The sequence below is a fragment of the Mesorhizobium sp. B2-4-14 genome, assembly GCF_006442155.1.
Lineage (GTDB): Bacteria > Pseudomonadota > Alphaproteobacteria > Rhizobiales > Rhizobiaceae > Mesorhizobium.
Genome location: NZ_VFVA01000032.1, coordinates 1 through 18,776 on the forward strand (window position 1 = coordinate 1; position 18,776 = coordinate 18,776).

General features: G+C 61.3%; 19 protein-coding genes. 5 read left to right on the forward strand and 14 right to left on the reverse strand.

Annotated elements, in window-relative coordinates; translation table 11 throughout:
- The 5 genes from FJ938_RS23065 to eno all read right to left on the reverse strand — a co-directional run.
- Positions 1-1,283, reverse strand: a 1,283-nt coding sequence (locus FJ938_RS23065; protein ID WP_140697740.1) for a pyruvate dehydrogenase complex dihydrolipoamide acetyltransferase, incomplete at its 3' end; no start/stop codon positions are given.
- A gap of 18 nt (positions 1,284-1,301) precedes the next feature.
- Entirely contained in the window at positions 1,302-2,693 is a 1,392-nt protein-coding gene (locus FJ938_RS23070) for a pyruvate dehydrogenase complex E1 component subunit beta (protein WP_140611621.1), read from the reverse strand.
- 12 nt (positions 2,694-2,705) lie between these two features.
- Positions 2,706-3,743: a pyruvate dehydrogenase (acetyl-transferring) E1 component subunit alpha gene (gene pdhA / locus FJ938_RS23075; protein WP_140611619.1), complete on the reverse strand. Its 1,038-nt coding sequence runs from the start codon at positions 3,741-3,743 to the stop codon at positions 2,706-2,708.
- Between the two features lie 194 nt (positions 3,744-3,937).
- On the reverse strand, positions 3,938-4,261 hold the full coding sequence (locus FJ938_RS23080) for a septum formation initiator family protein (RefSeq protein WP_140611617.1): 324 nt from the start codon (positions 4,259-4,261) through the stop codon (positions 3,938-3,940).
- A 161-nt stretch (positions 4,262-4,422) separates the two neighbouring features.
- A complete protein-coding gene (gene eno / locus FJ938_RS23085) occupies positions 4,423-5,697 on the reverse strand; it encodes a phosphopyruvate hydratase (protein WP_140611615.1) in 1,275 nt (424 codons plus the stop codon).
- A 199-nt stretch (positions 5,698-5,896) separates the two neighbouring features.
- On the opposite strand from eno, the gene FJ938_RS30325 reads away from it, so the two are divergent.
- Positions 5,897-6,019 (forward strand): hypothetical protein, encoded by a 123-nt coding sequence (locus FJ938_RS30325; protein WP_140697743.1) that lies wholly within the window; start codon positions 5,897-5,899, stop codon positions 6,017-6,019.
- Between the two features lie 59 nt (positions 6,020-6,078).
- On the opposite strand, the gene FJ938_RS23095 is transcribed toward FJ938_RS30325, so the two are convergent.
- The 6 genes from FJ938_RS23095 to FJ938_RS30330 all read right to left on the reverse strand — a co-directional run bounded on the left by FJ938_RS23095 (position 6,079) and on the right by FJ938_RS30330 (position 9,308).
- Positions 6,079-6,444 (reverse strand): PRC-barrel domain-containing protein, encoded by a 366-nt coding sequence (locus FJ938_RS23095; protein WP_140697745.1) that lies wholly within the window; start codon positions 6,442-6,444, stop codon positions 6,079-6,081.
- Positions 6,445-6,529: 85 nt separating this feature from the next.
- Positions 6,530-6,733, reverse strand: coding sequence for a dodecin family protein (locus FJ938_RS23100; RefSeq protein ID WP_140611609.1), 204 nt, complete (start codon positions 6,731-6,733; stop codon positions 6,530-6,532).
- An 86-nt stretch (positions 6,734-6,819) separates the two neighbouring features.
- Positions 6,820-7,665 carry a 3-deoxy-8-phosphooctulonate synthase gene (gene kdsA, locus FJ938_RS23105; RefSeq protein WP_140697748.1) on the reverse strand — a complete coding sequence of 282 codons (846 nt, stop codon included), beginning with the start codon at positions 7,663-7,665 and terminating at the stop codon, positions 6,820-6,822.
- Positions 7,662-8,552 carry a VOC family protein gene (locus FJ938_RS23110; RefSeq protein ID WP_140697751.1) on the reverse strand — a complete coding sequence of 297 codons (891 nt, stop codon included), beginning with the start codon at positions 8,550-8,552 and terminating at the stop codon, positions 7,662-7,664. Before FJ938_RS23110 ends, kdsA begins: the two co-directional genes overlap by 4 nt.
- Positions 8,553-8,712: 160 nt before the next feature.
- A complete protein-coding gene (locus FJ938_RS23115) occupies positions 8,713-9,003 on the reverse strand; it encodes a Dabb family protein (protein WP_140697754.1) in 291 nt (96 codons plus the stop codon).
- Positions 9,004-9,173: 170 nt separating this feature from the next.
- On the reverse strand, positions 9,174-9,308 hold the full coding sequence (locus FJ938_RS30330) for a hypothetical protein (RefSeq protein WP_264296520.1): 135 nt from the start codon (positions 9,306-9,308) through the stop codon (positions 9,174-9,176).
- Positions 9,309-9,728: 420 nt separating this feature from the next.
- Here FJ938_RS30330 and FJ938_RS23120 point away from each other — a divergent pair, with 420 nt between their 5' ends.
- Positions 9,729-10,985, forward strand: a complete 1,257-nt coding sequence (locus FJ938_RS23120) for a cyclopropane-fatty-acyl-phospholipid synthase family protein (protein ID WP_140611601.1) — start codon at positions 9,729-9,731, stop codon at positions 10,983-10,985.
- 305 nt (positions 10,986-11,290) lie between these two features.
- Here FJ938_RS23120 and FJ938_RS23125 read toward each other — a convergent pair whose 3' ends face one another.
- Both FJ938_RS23125 and FJ938_RS23130 read right to left on the reverse strand, forming a co-directional pair.
- Positions 11,291-13,270 carry a bifunctional 2',3'-cyclic-nucleotide 2'-phosphodiesterase/3'-nucleotidase gene (locus FJ938_RS23125; RefSeq protein ID WP_140611599.1) on the reverse strand — a complete coding sequence of 660 codons (1,980 nt, stop codon included), beginning with the start codon at positions 13,268-13,270 and terminating at the stop codon, positions 11,291-11,293.
- A gap of 144 nt (positions 13,271-13,414) precedes the next feature.
- Positions 13,415-14,680 carry an NAD(P)/FAD-dependent oxidoreductase gene (locus FJ938_RS23130; RefSeq protein ID WP_140697757.1) on the reverse strand — a complete coding sequence of 422 codons (1,266 nt, stop codon included), beginning with the start codon at positions 14,678-14,680 and terminating at the stop codon, positions 13,415-13,417.
- Between the two features lie 166 nt (positions 14,681-14,846).
- Between FJ938_RS23130 and FJ938_RS23135 the strand changes: the two genes are divergently transcribed.
- On the forward strand, positions 14,847-15,497 hold the full coding sequence (locus tag FJ938_RS23135; protein WP_140697760.1) for a 5-formyltetrahydrofolate cyclo-ligase: 651 nt from the start codon (positions 14,847-14,849) through the stop codon (positions 15,495-15,497).
- On the opposite strand, the gene FJ938_RS23140 is transcribed toward FJ938_RS23135, so the two are convergent.
- Positions 15,494-15,967, reverse strand: a complete 474-nt coding sequence (locus FJ938_RS23140; RefSeq protein WP_140697763.1) for an Lrp/AsnC family transcriptional regulator — start codon at positions 15,965-15,967, stop codon at positions 15,494-15,496. The genes FJ938_RS23135 and FJ938_RS23140 overlap by 4 nt on opposite strands.
- Before the next feature lie 158 nt (positions 15,968-16,125).
- On the opposite strand from FJ938_RS23140, the gene ald reads away from it, so the two are divergent.
- A complete protein-coding gene (ald, locus tag FJ938_RS23145; protein WP_115143555.1) occupies positions 16,126-17,241 on the forward strand; it encodes an alanine dehydrogenase in 1,116 nt (371 codons plus the stop codon).
- A gap of 207 nt (positions 17,242-17,448) precedes the next feature.
- A complete protein-coding gene (locus tag FJ938_RS23150) occupies positions 17,449-18,738 on the forward strand; it encodes an outer membrane beta-barrel protein (RefSeq protein WP_181169167.1) in 1,290 nt (429 codons plus the stop codon).
- Positions 18,739-18,776 lie beyond the last annotated feature (38 nt).

Here is an 18,776-nt window from a genome sequence, read left to right on the forward strand (position 1 = left end):
GTCGACAGCGTCACCGACATCACCGTGGCGATTTTGATCTCGCCATTCCTGACCACCGCCCGCTCCTCGCCGGCACCCACCGCCAGGATCGTCGCATGCGGCGGGTTGATCACTGCGGCGAAGTCCTTGATGCCAAACATGCCGAGGTTCGACACCGCGGTGGTGCCGCCCTGATACTCTTCGGGCTTCAGCTTGCGGCTGCGGGCACGGCTGGCCAGATCCTTCATCTCGTTGGAGATGGTGGACAGCGTCTTTTCGTCGGCCCTGCGGATGATTGGCGTGATCAGCCCGCCCGGGATCGACACGGCAACGCCGACATCGGCATGCCTGTGCTTGACCATGGCGCTCTCGGTCCACGAGGCATTGGCGTCCGGCACCGCCTTCAGAGCCATGGCCATGGCCTTGATCACCATGTCGTTGACCGAGAGCTTGTAGGCGGGTGCCTCACCCTTATCGGTCTTCTTTGTCGGTGCGGCCGCATTGAGCTGCGAGCGCAGCGCCAGCAGCGCGTCGAGTTCGCAATCGAGCGTCAGGTAGAAATGCGGGATGGTGGTCTTGGCCTCCACCAGCCGCCGCGCGATGGTCTTGCGCATATTGTCGTGCGGGACGAGATCGTAGGAGCCTTCCTCGAACAGCTTCAGCACCTGATCGTCCGACATCGCTTTCGGCGCTGGGGCAGCTGAGGCAGCAGCAGGCGCGCCAGCTGGAGCCTTAGCCGCAGGGGCTGCCTTGGCACCGCCGCCGGCAATCGCGGCGTCGACATCGGCCTTCACCACACGGCCATGCGGGCCGGTGCCGGTCACGGCCGAGACATCGACGCCAGCCTCCTTGGCGATACGGCGGGCAAGCGGCGATGCAAAGGTGCGCTCGCCGGCCGCATGACCATTGCCGGTCGGAGCCGCCTTTGGTGCGGTAACGGCAGGTTCAGACTTCGGGGCCTCGGCCTTTGGTGCGTCTGTCTTGGGAGAATCCGCCTTCGCTGCTTCGGCTTTCACTGGCGCGGCACCACCACCGGTCCTGGCGGCAGCGCTTGCATTTTCGCCCTCGGCGGCGAGCACAGCGATCAGCGCGTTGACCTTGACGCCCTCCGTGCCGGCGGGGACGACGAGCTTTGCAACCGTTCCCTCATCGACGGCTTCGACTTCCATCGTTGCCTTGTCGGTCTCGATCTCCGCAATGACATCGCCGGGCGAAACCTTGTCGCCCTCCTTGACCAGCCATTTCGAAAGATTGCCCTCTTCCATCGTGGGCGAGAGCGCCGGCATGGTGATGTTGATTGGCATTTTGTCCTCCCGCCCGGTTCAGCGATATGAAACGGCTTTGACGGCCTCGATGACCTCGCCGACATTCGGCAACGCCAGCTTCTCCAGGTTCGCCGCATAGGGCATCGGCACATCCTTGCCGGCAATCGTGATCACGGGCGCGTCCAGGAAATCAAAGGCGCGCTGCGACACCTGGTTGGCGATATGGTCGCCGACGGAGTTCTGCGGGAAGCCTTCTTCCACCACGACCAGCCGGTTGGTCTTCTTGACCGAGGCGATGACGGTGTCGAGATCGAGTGGACGGATGGTGCGCAAGTCGATGATCTCGGCGTCGATGCCCATGCCACGCAATTCCGCTTCGGCCTTGACCGCGTAGGTCATGCCGATGCCGAACGAGACGATGGTAACGTCCTTGCCCGTTTTGTGGATGCGCGCCTTGCCGATCGGCAGCACGAAATCATCCAGCTTCGGCACGTCGAAGGACTGGCCGTAGAGGATTTCGTTCTCGAGGAAGATGACCGGGTTGGGGTCACGGATCGCGGCCTTCAGCAGACCCTTGGCGTCGGCGGCGGTGTAAGGCATCACCACTTTCAGGCCGGGAACGTGGCTGTACCAGGCGGCGTAGCACTGCGAATGCTGGGCGGCAACGCGGGCCGCGGCACCGTTCGGCCCGCGGAATACGATCGGCGCCCCCATCTGGCCGCCGGACATATAGAGGGTCTTGGCAGCCGAGTTGATGATCTGGTCGATCGCCTGCATGGCGAAGTTGAAGGTCATGAACTCGACGATCGGCTTCAGCCCGGCCATCGCCGCTCCGACGCCAACGCCGGCAAAGCCATGCTCGGTTATCGGCGTGTCGACGACGCGCCGGGGTCCGAATTCCTGCAGCAACCCTTGCGTGATCTTGTAGGCGCCCTGGTATTCGGCGACTTCCTCGCCCATGACGAAGACGTCGCCGTCGCGGCGCATTTCCTCGGCCATGGCGTCCCGCAGCGCTTCGCGCACCGTGGTCGAGACCATCTCGGTGCCGGCCGGAATATCCGGATCGGCGGCGATTTCAGCCCTGGGCGCCGCGGCGACAGGGGCCGCGGCCTCACTCTTGGCGGCAACCGGCGCGGGCGCGGCTGCTTCAGCCCTGGCTGGCTTTTCCTCTTCACCGATGCCTTCGCCGGCCTTGTCGACGTCTTCGCCATCAACCGCAAGCACGGCGATCACGGCGTTGACCTTGACGCCTTCGGTGCCGGCGGGAACCACGATCTTGGCAAGCGTGCCTTCGTCGACGGCTTCGACTTCCATCGTCGCCTTGTCGGTCTCGATCTCGGCGATGACGTCGCCGGCGACGACCTTGTCGCCCTCGTTCTTCAACCACTTGGAAAGATTGCCCTCTTCCATGGTCGGCGAGAGAGCGGGCATGAGAATTTCGATCGGCATGTCCTGGCCCCCTTACAATACGATATCGGTCCAGAGCTCGGACGGATCCGGCTCCGCATCGTTCTGGGCAAATTCGGCGGCATCGGCGACGATATCGCGAACCTCCTTGTCGATGGTCTTCAACTCGTCCTCGGTCGCCCACTTCTTCTCGATCAGCCGCGCCTTGACCTGCTCGATCGGGTCATGCTCGGAGCGCATCTTCTGCACTTCTTCCTTCGAGCGATACTTCGCCGGGTCGGACATGGAGTGGCCGCGATAGCGATAGGTCTGCATTTCGAGGATCAGCGGACCGTTGCCGGCACGGCACCATTCGGCGGCGAGATCGCCGGCGGCCTTGACGGCGCGCACATCCATGCCGTCGACCTGGATGCCAGGAATCTTGAAGGAAGCGCCGCGATGCGAAAAATCCGTCTCGGCTGAAGAGCGCGAAACCGAGGTGCCCATGGCGTAGCGGTTGTTCTCGATGATGTAGATCACCGGCAGCTTCCACAGCGAGGCCATGTTGAAACTCTCATAGACCTGGCCCTGGTTGGCGGCGCCGTCGCCGAAATAGGTCAACGACACGTTCTTGTTGTCGCGGTAGCGGTTCGCGAAAGCGAGACCGGTGCCGAGCGAAACCTGCGCGCCGACAATGCCGTGGCCGCCATAGAAATGCTTGTCCTTGGAGAACATGTGCATGGAGCCGCCCTTGCCTTTCGACAAGCCACCGCGGCGCCCAGTCAGCTCGGCCATGACGCCACGCGGCGACAGCTCCATAGCCAGCATATGGCCGTGATCGCGATAGGCGGTGATCATCTGATCGCCCTCGATCAGCGCCATCTTCATGCCGGTGACGACAGCTTCCTGACCGATATAGAGATGACAGAAGCCGCCGATGAAGCCCATGCCGTAGAGCTGGCCGGCCTTTTCCTCGAAGCGGCGGATGAGCAGCATGTGCCGGTAAGCGGCAAGCTCTTCGTCCTTGGTGAATTCAACCGGCTTGGGCGCTGAAAGCCCCGATTTACCGTCGGATTTCGATTTGGCAGGCGCTTTTTTGGCGGCGGTGGCCATGCATCACTCCCTGTTGGCGTCTCTTTGCGGACATCAGGGCAGGATGAAATCCGCCCCCGGGAAGATCAGCTCTCCCCACCGATTTACGCAAGGCTAACACGTGAGAAGGCGTTCCGCCATGTCGAAATTGCATGGCTGGCATGCAGCTAAGCGGCTAAAATCATTGAAAATATCGGCGATTAACTGAAATTCAGTTACTTCGCCGAAGCCGGCAACATGATGGTGATTTCATCAGCCTGGGACAGATTGAGCGCCTTGCGCGCCTGCTCGTCAAGCATGTCCTTCTCCAGGGTGCCGTCATGCATGAGCCGAACGCGCCGTTCGAGTTCCATCCGGCGCGCCTTGATGGCGTCGAGCTGGGCTTGCAGCGCAACTGTTTGCGCTTCGAGCTGATATTTCGAGTTGATGCCGAATTCACCATGGTAGGCATGAAAGCCGAAATAGGCCAGGAACACCACACAAAGCGAGGGGATGATGAGCCGGCCGGTATTTCTCTGCTTGTGCTGACGCGTCCACATCGCCCGTTCCCTCGCGGCCGCGAACTCAAGCGGCTCGCGATCTTTTTCGCCCGATTGTGCTTAACGGACGGTTACGGATGCCCAGCCAGCGACACTGAAATGAAAAAGGGCGGGAATGACCCCGCCCTTTACATCCGCTGTTCGAACTCGCTTGCCGCGGCTCAGCCCTTAATGACCGACTTGCCGGCATAACGCGCCTGCTTGCCGAGCTCTTCCTCGATACGGATAAGCTGGTTGTACTTGGCCATGCGGTCGGAGCGCGACAGCGAACCCGTCTTGATCTGTCCGCAATTGGTGGCGACGGCGAGATCGGCGATCGTCGAATCCTCGGTCTCGCCGGAGCGGTGCGACATGACGGCGGTGTAGCCGGCCTTGTGCGCGGTTTCGACGGCGTCGAGCGTTTCGGTCAACGAGCCGATCTGGTTGACCTTGACCAGGATCGAATTGGCGACCCCCATGCGGATGCCGTCGCGCAGGCGCGCCGTGTTGGTCACGAACAGGTCGTCGCCGACCAGCTGCGTCTTGTTGCCGATCAGGTCGGTCAGGTATTTCCAGCCTTCCCAGTCGTCCTCGGCCAGGCCATCCTCGATGGAGATGATCGGATAATCGGCGGCGAGCTTGGCAAGGTACTTGGCTTGCGCCTTTGGATCACGCGTCTTCTTCTCACCCTCATAGACGTAGTTGCCGTCCTTGAAGAACTCGGTCGCTGCGCAATCGAGGCCGAGCGAGATCTCCTCGCCCGGCTTGAAGCCGGCCTTCTCGATCGACTCCATGATGAAATCGAGCGCTACCGGCGCACTCTTCAGGTTCGGGGCAAAGCCGCCCTCGTCGCCGACATTGGTGTTGTGGCCGGCATCCTTCAGCTTCTTCCTCAGCGTGTGGAAGACTTCCGAACCCCAGCGCACGCCTTCGCGCAAAGTCGGCGCGCCGACCGGCAGGATCATGAACTCCTGGAAGTCGATCGGATTGTCGGCATGCGCGCCGCCATTGATGATGTTCATCATCGGCACCGGCAGGATGTGCGCCTTGGTGCCGCCGACATAGCGGTAGAGCGGCAGGCCTGCCGCATCGGCCGCGGCCTTGGCAACCGCCAGTGAAACACCGAGGATCGCGTTGGCGCCGAGCCGGCTCTTGTTGGGCGTGCCGTCGAGCTCGATCATGGTCTGGTCGATATGGATCTGGTTTTCGGCTTCCATGCCGCCGATCGCCTCGAACAGCTCGCCATTGACCGCCTCCACGGCCTTGAGCACGCCCTTGCCGAGATAACGGGCGCCGCCATCGCGAAGCTCGACGGCTTCATGCGCCCCGGTCGAGGCGCCCGACGGCACCGCCGCACGGCCCATCGAACCGTCTTCGAGCACGACATCGACCTCGACGGTCGGGTTTCCACGGCTGTCCAGGATTTCACGCCCGACAATATCGATGATGGCGGTCATTGCGATGTCCCCGATTGATCTGACGAAAGGTCGCGCCCGTCTTAGCCAAAGCGACGCAAAAGGCAATCGGGCCATGGCCAAATAGTGCCGCCCGTCCGATTCACGAAGCGCAAATCTCTGTCATCATAAGTCATGCCGTCAGACGCGCATTCCGGGCTATGGCTGTTGTCGCGCGGGGCGAAACAGGAGGAGTTTCGCCATGTCTGAGTTGAGCGGTATTGTCAGTCTGTTTCTGATCGCGGCTGCATTCCTGACGTCGTGCGACAATCAGCCGTCACAGCCGAAGGCCGGTGCTTTGCCGGCCTTGCACATTAGCGAATAGGCGTTGCGTTGAAACAAGGAAGGGCTCCGTCGAAACGGAGCCCTTCCCTATTTGTGCGATCAATGCCAATAGGGCGCGACCTTGTAATACTCATAGGATGCGTCGCGTGCACGTTCCCCATCAGCGCCGGCGAGTTCGTTGATCGAATAGGCAGGCGCCGCCTTCAGCTGCTCCTTGGAGAAGGGCACCACATAGCCGCCCATGTCCTCGTCGTAGTCGAGACTCGCCCAGGGGATCGCGTGATACTTCTCGCTAATGCCGAGAAAGCCGCCGAACCCGATCACCGCGAACATGATGCCATTCGACGTCTTGTCGAGCATGATGTCCTCGATGCTGCCGATGCTCTTGCCCTCGGTATTGTAAACCGATGTGCCGATGACTCGTGAAGCCGCGATGGCTTCGGTATGGCCTGTCTGGGTCGTCATTATCATGCTCCTCGTTGTCGTTGATTTCTGCTTGACAATGAGGGGCGAGAGCGAAAGTTCCCGACTTTTTTCGGCTGCGGCCCGGTCACTCCGCCAGGATGAAAGTCACCTTCATGTTGACGCGATAGGCCGAAATGTTGCCGCCCGCGACGACGATCTTTTGATCCTGAATCCAGGCGCCCTCGACGTTCTTCAGGGTTTTCGAGGCGCGGGCGATTCCCTTCTCGATGGCGTCTTGAAAACTCTTCTTCGACGATGAGGTGATTTCGGTGACACGGGCGACGGACATGGCTTTCCTCCTGCCAGGACGCTCATTTGCCGGCCAAGCGTACAACCGGCCCCTTTCAACCACAAGCACCGCCAGGAAGCGCCGGCTCAGCGGCCCTTCGCCACCCGGTCGAATGCGATCAGCCTTTCCAGAAGCGCCGGCATGTCCTTGAGCGGCACCATGTTCGGCCCATCGGAAGAGGTCGAATTGTCGGGATCCTGGTGGGTCTCGATGAAGACACCGGCAACGCCGACGGCGACGGCCGCGCGGGCCAGCGTCTCGACGAAGCGGCGCTCTCCGCCAGACGATCCGCCCTGCCCGCCCGGCTGCTGGACCGAATGCGTGGCGTCGAAGATCACCGGAGCGCCGATCTCGGCCATGATCGGCAAAGCGCGCATGTCCGACACCAGCGTGTTATAGCCAAAGGACGCGCCGCGTTCAGTGGTCAAGACATTGGGGTTGCCGGAACCGGTGATCTTGCCGACCACGTTCTTCATGTCCCAGGGAGCAAGGAACTGCCCCTTCTTCACATTGATCACCTTGCCCGTCCTGGCGGCGGCGACCAGCATGTCGGTCTGACGCGACAGGAAAGCCGGTATCTGCAGCACATCGACATGCGGCGCGACGATCGCGCACTGCTCCTCGGTGTGGACATCGGTCAGCACCGGAAGCGAAAATTCCTTGCGCAGCTCGTCGAAGACGGGAAGTGCGGCGTCGATACCGGCGCCGCGCGTCGCCGACAGCGACGTGCGGTTGGCCTTGTCGTAGCTGGTCTTGTAGACGAGGCCGATGCCGAGCCTGCCGGTCAGCTCCTTCAGCGCGCCGGCCATGTCGAAGGCATGCTGGCGCGATTCGAACTGGCACGGGCCGGCGATCAGCGCCAGGGCTGCCTTGTTGTCGAACACGACATTGCCGACGGTTACCGACGAATTGGGCGCCAGGGGGTTGCTCATTGGATCTCCCGGAAAACGAAAGCGGCGCCCTGCCCGGACGCCGGCTGCACGACAATGTCAGTGCCTGCTATATCGTGCTGGATGGCACCGGCTGCAAGCAGCCTCGACATGGCACCCGCGCTGCGGACAGCAAAGACGACCGCGGCAAAGCGAAGCTTGGTGGGTGAACCGGCCGAAACACCAAAGCGCGCGATGAAGGACGCGGGATCGACTACGCTCAGGATTGCATTCGGCAAGTGATACGTACGGCCCTGCTCACTGGCGGCGGGACTCCCCACCGCCACGGAAATCAGCCGATTCTGTTCGGCCGGTTGGTCGCTGATCGCCACCACTTCCACAATGCCAATGGCACCATTGGCGTGGGCCTGCAAAGCGCTGCGGTCCACATCAGGCGCATTGATCCGCTGGCAGGCAAAAAGAAAGGCGTCCGTTTGGCCTTGGGCCGCGGCAAAGGCAAGCTTGAACGATGCGGTATCGCTTCGGCCCGCCGTGTCGGTAAAAGCGCGTGAAAAGCTCAGCGTGTCCCCCGCCGACAGTCCGGCCTCGACATAGCGCGCATGATCGGCATCGGCACTGTCGGTACCCAGAACCACAGCAGAAAATCCCTCATCGCCGCGGCTGTCGCGATAGAGGCGGTCGCGCGCGACGAAGACATTGCCCGCGGCAACCGCATCAATTGCTGCCAGTTCACTGCCAATCGCCAGCGGCTCCAGATAGGTGCCGTCGGCCAGGAAAACGCAACAGTTTTCCGTGCCAAAGGGATGAATGCCGTTCGGAGCGACGACGAAGCCAAGTGAACTGAGCCGGGCTCGGGCCACATCGAGGCTCTGCGTCGGCAGCACCAGATGATCGAGCGGATGAATGCCGGCTGCTGTTGTTCGGGTCATGCAGGCGCGATGTGCATCATTCCGCAAAACGGTTCAAGACGTGATTGCAATCCCCGCCATGGCGGCGCCAGACGTAGCCTCTCCTCTGCCGCCCCTGGGGATTGACGTCCAGGATGCCCCATGAGCGCCGCAAACGGCATCTGTCGAGGCATACGCTCGATCAGCCGCCGGCTACGACATCCGCGGAATAGCGCAGTTCGCGCAATGGTTTCACCTTGCTGGTGGTCTGCGCATAAAGCGGATGCGCCTTGTAGGCGGCGAGCGCTGCGTCGTCGGCGAACTCGGCATAGACGACGACGTCGACTTCATCCGACAACGGATCGACCTTGGTGTTCAAAGTGACCTCGAAGAGACTGGAGTGCGGAATATTGCCGAGGGCCAACAGCCCGGTACGCACTGCCTCCACATCTTCCTTGCGCCTCGCGCTGAAGAAAACGATATGCCGGATCAATCCCGCCTCCTCGATCTGAATGCCGGGGTCTTTTGTGACGGCGGTCTCTTCGCGTCAACCGTTCGTGGCGCCACGCGTCCTTGCGACGCGCCCCGGACAGGCCGAGAACATCATCTCACGGCGACGGACACCTCGGGTGAAGCACCTGGCTGCTATCCTTGGAGGGAATACTAGGCCTTGCCGGTGACGTAGCGCGTCACATGGGAAATCTCCCTGACCGTGATGTCGAGATACCGGCCTTGATTGTAGAGACCGTCCCAGATCAGGAAAAACGCGATTGCCGCAATGACGATTACGTAACGCATGGCTAAAGCTATCGCAAAGGCACTGCGGCGGACATAGACTTTTTTGATCTATCCAATCGCCGCCGGCGCCAATCCTGCACTCCAAACAGGCTGCGGATAGGAGCCGTTCAGCACGCCCTGACGGTGTCTGCGGCCTGGCAACAACAAGTCGATGCACGGCGAACAGATGCCAGACGCCACGTGGCACAGCCCAGCTCGCGGCCTGCCTCTTGAAGTTCCCCTTCATGGCATGGAAGATTGTCGCGGGAATTCGCTGGAAGCGCTGAAGCTCTGGTCAAAAAAGGGCATGCGCTTTTGTTTGGACCCGCATGTGACCGATCCGATGAGCTGCCAGGATCAGGCACGGCATTCGAACCTGGCGAATGAACTGCGAGAGACGGAGCCGGCGATCGTCAACAGGCGCCGCGAAAGGGTGGGGACATGGCTCACAAGAAGCATCCTGGCATGGGGTCGGACGAAGCGGTCAAGCTCGACGAGTTTAATTTCGCCGAGATCGTCAAGGGCCTCCCGGCCAAGGCACGCATGGTGCTGTCGGCGGCGATGAACCTGCCGCGCGGTTCGCTGAAGGTCAGGATGCCGGACGGCCGCGCCGTTCTGGTCGGCGGCAAGGCGCCAGGCCCCCACGCCGAACTTGTACTCAAGAACTGGCGCCTGCCGGGCCGCGCCTTTTCCGGTGGTACGATAGGCGTTGCCGAATCCTATATGGACGGTGATTGGGAGAGCCCCGACGTAACCAGTTTCCTCGAATTGTTCGTGGTCAACTCGGTCGTCGGCGAGAAGGTTGCCGGCGGAGCCAACTGGCTGATCAACACGGTTCAGCGCATCCGCCACTGGTTCAACGAAAACACGCGTTCGGGGTCGAAACGCAACATCTCCGCGCATTACGATCTCGGCAACGCCTTCTACGGGGAATGGCTCGACCCGAGCATGACCTATTCCTCCGCACTTTATGCGAACGGCGCCAATGACCTCGAAAGCGCCCAGGCTGCCAAATATCGGGCGCTGGCCAGGGATTCGGGTATAGGTGGGAAGGATCATGTGCTGGAGATCGGCTGCGGTTGGGGCGGCTTTGCCGAATTCGCCGCACGCGAAATCGGCTGCCGCGTTACCGGGCTGACGATCAGCCGGGAGCAACACGACTTCGCCAAGGCGCGTATCGCCAAGGCCGGGCTTGCCGACAAGGTCGATATCAAACTGCAGGATTACCGCGACGAAACAGGCACTTACGACCGCATTACATCGATCGAGATGTTCGAGGCGGTCGGTGAGAAATATTGGCCCGTGTTCTTCTCCAAGATGAAGGCCTGCCTGAAACCAGGCGGCACTGCGGGCCTGCAGATCATCACCATCAACGAAGCCGCCTACGACACCTACCGTGCCAGGCCGGATTTCATCCAGCGCTACGTATTTCCAGGCGGCATGTTGCCGACGCCGTCGATCCTGAAGGCGCTCGGCAAGGACCATGGCCTTGCGCATCTGCGCGAACGCGTGTTTCCCGACGACTATGCGCGCACGTTGGCCGAATGGCGGCATCGCTTCCGGGCGTCATGGGAGAAGATCGTGCCGCTCGGCTTCGACGACCGCTTCAAGAAACTCTGGGAGTTCTATCTGCATTATTGCGAAGCCGGTTTTCGCGCCAGCTACATCGATGTGCGCCAGGTAGTCTACAAGGCGTAAGTCCGCACTCGTCGCCAGGGCCTGCAGACGCCGTGCGGCCAGGGAACAGGCCCGCATCCCTGCCGCGATGCGGGTCCTATTTATAGTGTCCGTGTCAGTGTACCAGCAGTTACCCCACAGGACGCACTCACAACACTCCCGTCACAGACGCGGCTTTGCATTGCCAGCGGCAGGCCGCGATCAGCCTTCAAACAGAATGCCATACCCCGGCAGTCCCAACGGGAGCTACCGGGAGATGCGATGATGCCATCGCACAAGCGGCTCCCGCGCGGGGGACGCGGGCAAAGACAGGTCCGGCCGCTGGATCAGAGCAGGATGCGATATCTAGCAAAACCGGCTTCACCCTCGCCCGCCGGTTCGATCTTCAGCGACTTCAGATCGGCAATGAAGTCCTTTGCCTTGATGCCTGTCTCGAACATGACGCTGGTTCCTGGCAGCGGCGCGAACGACCAGTTGCCGTCCGCCGACGGGTTGATCGTGCCCTGGCTTACGATGTAGCGAACGATGACGTCGCGGTTGGTGTCCGGTGCCTCGTAGATGATCTTCGAGGCATTGATGTCGGGGAAATTGCCGCCGCCGCCGGCCCGGTAATTGTTGGTTGCGACGACGAATTTCGCCGCCGGATCAATCGGTTTTCCATCGAATTTCAGTTCGACGATGCGATTGGAGCCGGCATTCGCCACCCCACCCTTGGCGTCATATTTCGGCGGCTGGGACAGATCGATTTTGTATGAAACGCCGTCGATGACGTCAAAATTATAGGACGGAAATTCAGTGTTGATCAGCGCCTGGTCGGCCTTGCCAACTTCTATTCTGTTAAAGATGCCGGCCGACATTTCCAGCCATTCCTTCACTTGCGCCCCAGTGATTTCGACTGCCCGTACCGTATTCGGATAGAGGTAGAGGTCGGCGACGTTCTTGATCGCGATGTCGCCCGCCGGGACGTCAGTATAGTAGTCGGCGCCGCTGCGTCCGCCAGCCTTGAAGGGAGCGGCGGCAGACAGCAGCGGCAGATCCTTCCATTGCGTGCTCTTGAGGATATCCTTGAGGTACCAGGTCTGCGCCTGGCTGACGACCTGCACCGATGGATCGTCGGCTACCAGCGCGAAATAGGAATAGAGCGGCGCGGAGGTCTTGCCGACTGGGCGGCGCACATAGGCGAGCGTCGCCTGATGGTCCTGTTCAAGTGCCGCGATGATGCGCTTGTCGTCGGCGACGGTCGGCTTGTTCTTGTTGTCGACGCGCTCGAAGATCGGCCGCGCCTCCGATGTTGCGGAAACGACCTTCCATTTCGATCCGTCGCGCTCCAGCATCAGATCGATAAGCCCCATATGCGAGCCCCAGAAACCGCCCATCACGGCGGGCTTGCCCTGCAGCGTACCCTTTTGCGTGTCGACGCCCTCGATCGACTGGAAATCCTTCTTGCCGGGAAACACCAGATGCTGGTGACCCGTGAACACCGCATCGATGCCATCGACGCCGGCAACAAAGAACGAAGCGTTCTCCATCATGTCGCCCTGCTTCACGTCGATGCCGGAATGCGAGAGCGCGATGACGATGTCGGCACCCTCTTCCTTCATCTGCGGCACCCAGGCCCTGGCCGACTCGACGATGTCGCGGGTCTTGACGTTGCCTTCGAGGTTCTTGAGATCCCAGACCATGATCTGCGGCGGCACGAAACCGATGATGCCGATCCTGATCGGCTGCTCGGCGCCCGACCCATCCTTGATTTTCTTGTCGAGGATTATGTAGGGCTTGAGGTAGAGCTTGTCGTCGCGCGGGTTGGCGGCAAGCTTGGTGCCCCGGATCAGATTCGCGCATACGAACGGGAAATTGGCGCCGGCCAGCACCTTGTCCAGGAAGGACAGGCCGTAGTTGAATTCGTGGTTGCCGAGCGTCGAGCACTCGTAACCCAGCAGGTTCATGCCTTTCATGATCGGATGCAGATCGCCGTCCTTCAGGCCTTTTTCATAGGCGATGTAATCGCCCATCGGATTGCCCTGCAGAAGGTCGCCATTGTCGATCAGCATCGAATTCACGGCCTCCTTGCGCACCGCGTCGATGAGCGACGCCGTGCGGGACAGGCCCATCGTGTCGTTGGCTTTGTCGGCGTAGTAATCATAGGGCAGTACGTTCACATGGATATCGGTGGTTTCCATGATCCGAAGGTGCGCCTGATTGGCTTGCGCCCGGGCGGAGAAGGGATGAAGCACGATCAACGCCCCTGTGGCGGCGGCCCCCGCAAGGAAACCACGGCGGGAAACGGAATGGGGCAGTTGTGACATGTTCTCTCCTTGTTAGACGACGTGACACGCCCTGCCCCAAGCGAACTTCGCGCCGAAATCGGCTCAAGTCCACTCGTGAAGCTGCGTGCATCCGCATCCCATCAGCAACAGATGACGCGCGCATGAATGGGACGGTGACGAAACTCAGGTCTTGTCGTCGTCGCCCTGCGTGATCAGCCGGGCGCTACGCTGGCCTGTGACGTAGATCCATAGCCAGCTTAACGAAACCGCGAGCCGGTTACGGAACCCGATCAGGAAATAGATGTGTGCGATGCCCCACAGCCACCAGGCCGGCCAGCCCGTAAGCTTAATCCAGCCGAAATCGATCGCGGCGGCGCGCTTGCCGATCGTCGCCAGGTCGCCCGCATGCTTGTAGTGGAAGGGTCGCGTGGTGGCATCACCATCCAGCCTGGCCTTGATAGTGGCCGCGACATGTCGACCCTCCTGCTTGGCGGAAGGTGCCACACCGGGTACTGGCCGTCCGTCGGGCCGCAAGACAAGGGCGGCGTCGCCGATAACAAAAATCTCCGGGCTGCCGGGCACGCTGAGGTCGGGCTCGACGAGCACCCTGCCCGCTCGGTCCGCTTTCGCTCCCAGCCATTCGGCGGCGGGCGAAGCGGCAACGCCGGCTGCCCAAAGGATCGTTCGGGCCGGCAGATGCGTGTCGCCGAAGACGACACCTTCCGCGTCACAGCACGTAACGGCCTGTCCGAGTTCAAGTGTGACGCCGAGCCGCTCGAGCGCCTTTCTGGCGTATTCGGAAAGTTTTGGCGCGAAATTGGCCAGGATCCGGTCGCCAGCTTCGATCAGCACGACGCGCGTTTCGCGCGTATCGATGTTGCGGAACTCACCGCGCAACGTGTCATGCGCCAGCTCGGCGATGGTGCCGGCGAGTTCCACACCGGTCGGGCCGCCACCGACAATGGCAATGGTCAGCAGCGCCTGGCGTTTGGCGGGATCAGTCTCCCGCTCCGCCTGTTCGAAGGCCAGCAGGATGCGGCGCCGAACGGTGGTGGCGTCCTCCAACGTCTTCAGGCCGGGCGCGAAAGGCTCCCATTCGTCATGGCCGAAATAGGCGTGGCGCGCGCCGGTGGCCAGCACCAGTGTGTCGTAGGCGACGGCACTGCCGTCATCGAGCAGCACGCGCTTGCCGGCCCGGTCGACGCCGACGACATTGGCGAGCAGCGTGGTGACATCCTTGCGTTTGCGCAGAAGGTGGCGGACCGGCCAGGCAACCTCGGAGGTCGCCAGTGCCGTCGTCGCCACCTGGTAGAGCAGCGGCTGGAACAGATGATGGTTGCGCTTGTCGATCATGGTGATGCGAACCGGTGCGCCGGCAAGCGCGCGGGTAAATTCGAGGCCGCCGAAACCCGCGCCAACTACCACAACTTGATGTCTGGCTTCGTTCATCTCGATTCACCCCGATGGGCCAAGATTGCCTGCTTTGGATGTAGGTGTTTTTGTGCAATGCAGCAACAGAAGGACAGTGCCTGAGACTCGCCGTTCCGTGTCGTGAATGCACATGTTGTATCGTGTCGCGAGGTATAGCGTCATCGAACACGCGATGAGGTGAGGCATGGCCAATGATCGTGACGACCAAGGTCCGGCGCAGTATTCCTCGCCGCCCTGCTTTATGCACGAACTCGATCCCGAGTTCCGGGCGCCTCTGAGCGACTGGACCGACGTAAGGCGATGGCGCAAAGCTGAACGCGAACGGCTGATCGCCGCCCGGCTCGCGGTTTCGGCCGACGCGCGAACAGCAATGTCGCAACGCATTGCGGATGGTCTTGACGCGATCATTGGCGACATAGCGGGCCGCATGGTCAGCCTTTACTGGCCGTTTCGCGGCGAGCCGGATCTGCGGCCTTGGATGGCCGCCATAAACGAACGAGGTGGCCGTACCGCACTGCCTATCGTAGTCGAAAAGGGGCGGCCATTGATGTTTCGCGCCTACAAACCGGGCGACCGATTGGAAAAGGGGGTCTGGAACATCCCGATCCCTGCCGAGGGTGATCCGGTGCTGCCCGACATCGTCATCTCGCCGATCGTCGGTATCGATCCCACCAATTATCGCCTGGGTTATGGCGGCGGTTTCTTCGACCGGACGCTGGCCGCAATGACGTTCAAGCCATTGGTCATTGGCGTCGGCTACAACCTGCAGCGCATCGCGACCATCTATCCGCAGCCGCACGACATTCCGATGGATCGGATCGTGACGGAGGCTTAAGCCATTTCCGGCTTCAGCCCCATCGCCGTCCGGTCGACGATTTCGCGCAAGGCAAAGGACGAATTGATCTTTGTCACATGCGGCATCGCCGACAGCCACTCCTTGTGGATGCGCTCATAATCGACCAGATCTTTTGCCGCGATGCGAAGGATGTAGTCGTATTCGCCCGACATCAGGTGGCACGACAGCACGTTGGGGCAACGCTTGATCGCCGCCTCGAAATCCGACAGCGTCTTCTCGAACTGTCCGGACAGGGATATGTGGACGATCGCCGTCATCTGATGGCCAAGGGCTGCGTTGGAAAGGCGGGCGTGATAACCGCGGATGGTTCCCGACTTCTCCAGATTGTCGAGCCGGCGCGAGCAGGCCGACTGGGACAAGCCGACCTTTTCGGCAAGCGCCGCGTTCGGCATCCGCCCATCCTTCTGCAATGTCTCCAGAATGGCGATATCAATCCTGTTGAGCGGCATTTTTCGTGATTCCTACGAAAATCATCCCATTCGGCGCAACGATTATCGAAACGCGACTGTCCGCGCAAGCGCATTCGCAAACACTTGCAGGCCGATTCATGGTTCACTCCGTTCATTCAGGGAGTGAGCCCGGAAGGGCCGGATCAGGGAGAAGAAAAATGCGTGTCGGTTGCCCAAAGGAAATCAAGAATCACGAATACCGTGTCGGCCTCACGCCTGGCTCGGTCCGCGAATATGTCGCCCATGGACACGAAGTGCTGGTCGAGGCCGGAGCCGGCGCCGGCATCGGTGCCGATGACAACGCCTATCGCGCCGCCGGCGCCACCATCGCCAAGACAGCCGCCGACGTGTTCGCCAAGTCGGACATGATCGTCAAGGTCAAGGAGCCGCAGCCCAATGAATGGGTTCAACTGCGCGACGGCCAGATCCTGTACACCTATCTTCACCTGGCTCCGGACCCGGAGCAGACCAAGGGCCTGCTCGCTTCGGGTGTCACAGCGATCGCCTATGAAACCGTGACCGACGACCGTGGCGGCCTGCCGCTGCTCGCGCCGATGTCGGAAGTCGCCGGCCGCCTGTCGATCCAGGCCGGAGCCACGGCGCTGCAAAAGGCCAATGGCGGCCGCGGCGTGCTGCTCGGCGGCGTCCCTGGCGTGCTGCCCGGCAAGGTGACTGTGCTCGGCGGCGGCGTCGTCGGCCTGCACGCGGCCCGCATGGCCGCCGGCCTTGGCGCTGACGTAACCATCATCGACCGCTCGATCCCGCGGCTGCGCCAGCTCGACGACCTCTTCGCGGGCCGTGTCCACACACGTTACTCGACCGTCGAGGCGCTGGAGGAAGAATGCTTCTCGGCCGACATCGTCGTCGGCGCCGTGCTGATCCCGGGCGCCGCTGCACCCAAGCTCGTCACCCGCGAAATGCTGTCTGGTATGAAAAAAGGCTCGGTGCTGGTCGACGTGGCCATCGACCAGGGCGGCTGCTTCGAGACCTCGCACGCGACTACCCATGCAGAACCCACCTACGAGGTCGACGGCGTCATCCACTATTGCGTCGCCAACATGCCTGGCGCGGTACCGGTCACCTCGGCTCACGCGCTGAACAACGCAACGCTGCATTATGGCCTGCAACTCGCCGACAAGGGCCTGAAGGCTCTTATTGACGACCATCACCTGCGCAACGGTCTCAATGTCCACAAGGGCAAGATTACCAACCGCGCGGTCGCCGAAGCGCTTGGCTACGAACTCGTCGAGCCGAAAGCCGTTCTGGCCGCCTGATTTCCCTCAAGATTTTCCAGTGTCCCCCGCCGGTCCTATGCCGGCGGGTTTTTCTTTGTGATGCGGGGCAATCAACCGCGTCTGCCGGCTGACGGCATCCGTGCATGCCGTAAGGTGCTTTGCACGCTATTGTTGCATTTTTGTCATACCTAAGCTGGCCGACTCTCTGATAGAGACATGCTGGGTTTATTATTAGGGGTGCGGGCTATGTTTATTCGCGTTTCTGCGAAATCTATTCTCCTCGGCGCTGTTTCTGCTGTGGCCTTGATGTCGGCGGCCCATGCGGCAGATGTCGTGCAGCCGGTGGAAGCGAGCGTTTTTAACTGGAGCGGAGCTTATGTCGGCATAGGTGGCGGTTTCGGCGCCAGCGTGCACAAGTTCAGCGTGCCGGGCTTCGACTTGAACGGCGTCGGCGGCAATGGCGTATTCGGCGAACTGACTGCCGGCTACGACTACATGGTGTCCGAGCGCTTCCTGCTGGGCGGCTTTATCGATGCCAATTTCGGGAATATCGGCCCAGCGATCAGCGTCCCAGGCGCCGACATCGACCTGACCGATTCTTACGGTTTCGATGTCGGTCTGCGAGCCGGTTATGTTCTCAACCCCAGCACGCTCGGTTACGTGCTCGGCGGTTACAGCTGGCAGCATTTCAAGCTTGATGGTTCGGGCGGTGCTGAAGGGTTGAACTTCACTGAAAACCGCAGCGGCTATGTGCTGGGTGTCGGCATGGAAACCGTGCTGCGCGGCAACTGGACCCTGAAGACCGAATATCGTTACGCGAACTTTGGCGACAAGTCGCTGATCGATTTTGGTGGCGCTTCGTTGAACGGGGAACCGTCCACACACACCTTCCACATCGCCGCCAACTATCGCTTCGGCGCGCAGAACGGCGGCGGGGCTTCATTCGCTGCTCCGGTCTACAACTGGACCGGCTTCTACGTTGGCGGCGCGCTTGGCGCCGGAACGGCGGTTCACAAGCTGGGCATCGACTTTGGTGGCGGCGCTCTCGATGCCAATGGCATTGGCAGCGAAGGCGTGTTTGGCGAGTTGAACGCCGGCTACGACTACGATTTCGGCACCTGGGTTGCCGGCGTGCAGATCGATGGCCGCTATTCCGGAATTCGATCGAAACTCGACTTTTTGGGCGCTTCCGTCGAACTCGATTCCGACTATGGCTTCGACGCGTTAGGCCGTGTCGGCGCCAAGGTCAACGAATCGACCCTGGCCTATGTGATCGGCGGCTACAGCTATCAACATTTCGACTTGCACGGTTCGGATCCGATCGGCGACATCATCGATTGGAACAAGAGTGGTTTCACGGTGGGTGGCGGCCTCGAAACGGCAGTCTCCAGCAACATGACTGTCGGTCTGGAATATCGCTATTCGCAATTCGCCAAGAAGGATCTCTCATCTGAATTTGGGGCACCGGATGGTACGCTGACCGACAAGGCTTCGTTCCAGACCGTGCGCATCGGCGCCAAGTACAAGTTCAACTAAGCCCTCCAGGCAAATAGTCTAAGCCCGTCGGCCTTGCC

Bases quoted from the DNA above. Each gene is read 5' to 3' on its own strand.
- FJ938_RS23070 (WP_140611621.1), bottom strand. From the start codon at position 2,693: ATGCCGATCGAAATTCTCATGCCCGCTCTCTCGCCGACCATGGAAGAG.
- pdhA (WP_140611619.1), bottom strand. From the start codon at position 3,743: ATGGCCACCGCCGCCAAAAAAGCGCCTGCCAAATCGAAATCCGACGGT.
- FJ938_RS23080 (WP_140611617.1), bottom strand. From the start codon at position 4,261: ATGTGGACGCGTCAGCACAAGCAGAGAAATACCGGCCGGCTCATCATC.
- eno (WP_140611615.1), bottom strand. From the start codon at position 5,697: ATGACCGCCATCATCGATATTGTCGGGCGTGAAATCCTGGACAGCCGT.
- FJ938_RS30325 (WP_140697743.1), top strand. From the start codon at position 5,897: ATGTCTGAGTTGAGCGGTATTGTCAGTCTGTTTCTGATCGCGGCTGCA.
- FJ938_RS23095 (WP_140697745.1), bottom strand. From the start codon at position 6,444: ATGACGACCCAGACAGGCCATACCGAAGCCATCGCGGCTTCACGAGTC.
- FJ938_RS23100 (WP_140611609.1), bottom strand. From the start codon at position 6,733: ATGTCCGTCGCCCGTGTCACCGAAATCACCTCATCGTCGAAGAAGAGT.
- kdsA (WP_140697748.1), bottom strand. From the start codon at position 7,665: ATGAGCAACCCCCTGGCGCCCAATTCGTCGGTAACCGTCGGCAATGTC.
- FJ938_RS23110 (WP_140697751.1), bottom strand. From the start codon at position 8,552: ATGACCCGAACAACAGCAGCCGGCATTCATCCGCTCGATCATCTGGTG.
- FJ938_RS30330 (WP_264296520.1), bottom strand. From the start codon at position 9,308: ATGCGTTACGTAATCGTCATTGCGGCAATCGCGTTTTTCCTGATCTGG.
- FJ938_RS23120 (WP_140611601.1), top strand. From the start codon at position 9,729: ATGGCTCACAAGAAGCATCCTGGCATGGGGTCGGACGAAGCGGTCAAG.
- FJ938_RS23125 (WP_140611599.1), bottom strand. From the start codon at position 13,270: ATGTCACAACTGCCCCATTCCGTTTCCCGCCGTGGTTTCCTTGCGGGG.
- FJ938_RS23130 (WP_140697757.1), bottom strand. From the start codon at position 14,680: ATGAACGAAGCCAGACATCAAGTTGTGGTAGTTGGCGCGGGTTTCGGC.
- FJ938_RS23135 (WP_140697760.1), top strand. From the start codon at position 14,847: ATGGCCAATGATCGTGACGACCAAGGTCCGGCGCAGTATTCCTCGCCG.
- FJ938_RS23140 (WP_140697763.1), bottom strand. From the start codon at position 15,967: ATGCCGCTCAACAGGATTGATATCGCCATTCTGGAGACATTGCAGAAG.
- ald (WP_115143555.1), top strand. From the start codon at position 16,126: ATGCGTGTCGGTTGCCCAAAGGAAATCAAGAATCACGAATACCGTGTC.
- FJ938_RS23150 (WP_181169167.1), top strand. From the start codon at position 17,449: ATGTTTATTCGCGTTTCTGCGAAATCTATTCTCCTCGGCGCTGTTTCT.